Source organism: Brevibacillus reuszeri (assembly GCF_002897295.1).
In the GTDB taxonomy this organism is placed as follows: domain Bacteria; phylum Bacillota; class Bacilli; order Brevibacillales; family Brevibacillaceae; genus Brevibacillus; species Brevibacillus reuszeri_A.
In genome coordinates this window covers 1-2,597 of sequence record NZ_BEXF01000074.1, presented here as the reverse complement: position 1 = coordinate 2,597, position 2,597 = coordinate 1, and the positions used below count along the sequence as shown (strand labels likewise).

Genomic DNA, 2,597 nt, shown 5'->3' with positions numbered 1-2,597 from the left:
TTTGTGCGCCCAGACGGGCTGCATCGCATTGCTGCTTAAGCAGCTAGGCTATACCAACATTTGCCTATCACCAGCCGACTACCCGTGAAAGGAAACTGACGCGGTGACTGGAGCATGTCGGACAAAGCAGGAAAGTTGGCGAAATAGGTGTAGCCACGACTGAACCTGCAAGGTGAAACGCATAGACAAGGATGAAAGCTATACTGCTTGAACACTAGCCAGAGGGTGGTAATCGTCACTGTCAACACACGCCTATTTAAGTGTTGATGGAGTGTATGGATGCTTGTATAAAAACATTACAAGTATCGTTGGTACATCACTCCCCCAATCCCGGTAAAAGGATAAACGGCGAAAGGTGCATCCGAAACTATGTAACAAATTATGCGTGCAGTGCTTACTGGGGATTACCTAAGTCAGAGCGCACCAATTTTCTACCAAGAAAGCAAATTGGTGCTATAGTCTTTAGGACTTGAAAATCTGATATGGTAACGGAGTTCCCGTAGTAGTCCGAGATGGGGAAAGCCCATTACATGGCGAAGGGGAACAGCCTAACCATACAATAAGCGAAAGGATATGGTGAGATACCATGCGAAACCCTGAAGCCATATTGTATACCTTGTCCAGTAAAGAAGAATCTTACGTTCACAATGACCTGTACCGAATTTTGTACAATAAGGAGTTCTACTTCAGAGCGTACGGCAAGATTTACGCAAAAGAGGGAAACATGACTCCAGGCGCAGATGGAAAAACGATTGACGGCTTTAAAGTTGAAAAAATTGATGAACTTATCGTCAAACTCAAGAACCAAACCTTCAGTCCGAATCCGTCGCGTCGAACGTACATTGCCAAAAAGAATAGCACCAAAAAGAGACCACTGGGTATTCCGTCATTTGAAGACAAACTGTTGCAAACAGTTGTTGAGGAAATTCTCTCTGCAATTTTCGAGAGACACTTCAAGAACTCTTCTCACGGATTCAGACCCAAACGAAGTTGCCACACAGCACTTCAACAAATCAAAGTCAGCAACAATGGGACTCGTTGGTGGGTAGAAGGTGATATCGAAGGATTCTTTGACAACATCGACCACCATGTACTAATGGGCATCGTATCCAAAAGGATAAACGACCATAGGTTCATTTCGCTTCTCTGGAAGTTTCTCAAAGCTGGGTATCTTGAGAACTGGACCTTCCATAATACTTACTCAGGAACGCCACAAGGTGGGATTATTAGTCCTATCCTAGCGAATATTTACCTGAACGAGCTAGACAAGTACATGGAGGAAGTAATCAAGAAATTCAATAAGGGAAAAGAACGACAGCGCAGCAAACAATACAAGGCTATAGACAACAAGATTTACAAAATGAGAAATATAGCCAAACTGAGCTGGGAAAGTCAAACGGATGAGGAAAAGAAAGCTTTCTTGAAGAAACTCAAGGAAGTCCGTCTTCAACAATATAAGGGCCCAACATTGGACCCAATGGACGAATCCTTCAGACGTATGACGTACACCAGATATGCTGACGATTTCCTTATTGGAATCAGTGGTTCCAAAGAAGATGCAGAACAAGTCAAGGTTGAACTGACTAAATTCTTGAAAGAAAGTTTGAAGTTGAACTTATCTCAAGAGAAAACTCTCGTTACACATGGTGCAGACAAGGTGCTCTTCCTTGGATATCACATCTACATGTGCAAAAAGGACGAAGGGGAAAAAGTATTACAGAATGGAAAACATCAAAGGATGCGGTCCAAACTGAATAAACCATTTCTCTCTATTCCTCATGAAAAAATGAGAGATTTCTTGTTGAAGAAGCAGGCACTCGTCATTGAGCAGGAAGGAACGTGGAAATCTACACATCGAAAGCCACTACTACCCATCGGAGATTACGAAATCCTGTGCGTATACAACAGCGAAATAAGAGGTTTGTACAACTATTACAAGCTGGCTGTAGACGTAAAAAAGCTCAATGGTCTCTACCACATCATGAGGTATAGTTTCCTTAAAACCTTGGCAAACAAGCACAAAACGAAAGTCGCCAAGATAATGAAGAACAAAAAGGACTATGTTCATGATGGTCAACTTGGTGTGGTCTATAAGACCGCAAAGGGTGAAAAGTTTGGACTATTCTATAATGAAGGCTTTCAATATCGGTCGCTCAACTTCTCATACGGGAAGAATGAAACCGATGCTGACGTAGATAACAAACCAGCCATCGAAAGCTTCTATAGAAGCAGAACCAGTATCGTCCAACGATTGTTGGCTAACACCTGCGAATGGTGTGGGGAAACGATGGGAAAGATGGAGGTTCACCACGTTAGAAAATTGAAAGACCTCAAGGGAAAGAAAAAATGGGAGCAGGTCATGATTTCCAGACAACGTAAGACATTAGTTTTGTGCTCGAAACCTGGTTCAGCTGGGTGTCACGAAAAACTACACTTAGGCTTGCTGAGCTAAGTGACTTCAAATAACGGACATTGTAGTTAGTGTGGAAAGCCGTATACATCGAGAGGTGTACGTACGGTTTGGGGAGGGGTTCTTGGAAACCTACTTCAGCAATGAAGAAAGGCGCTGGGTACCTACTCTACTTTGTGGATCTACC

1 protein-coding gene is annotated in these 2,597 nt (G+C 43.0%); it reads left to right on the top strand.

The window, feature by feature from the left end:
• Positions 1-586 precede the first annotated feature (586 nt).
• Positions 587-2,452: a reverse transcriptase domain-containing protein gene (locus C3B52_RS35310; RefSeq protein ID WP_103110978.1), complete on the top strand. Its 1,866-nt coding sequence runs from the start codon at positions 587-589 to the stop codon at positions 2,450-2,452.
• Positions 2,453-2,597: the final 145 nt, after the last annotated feature.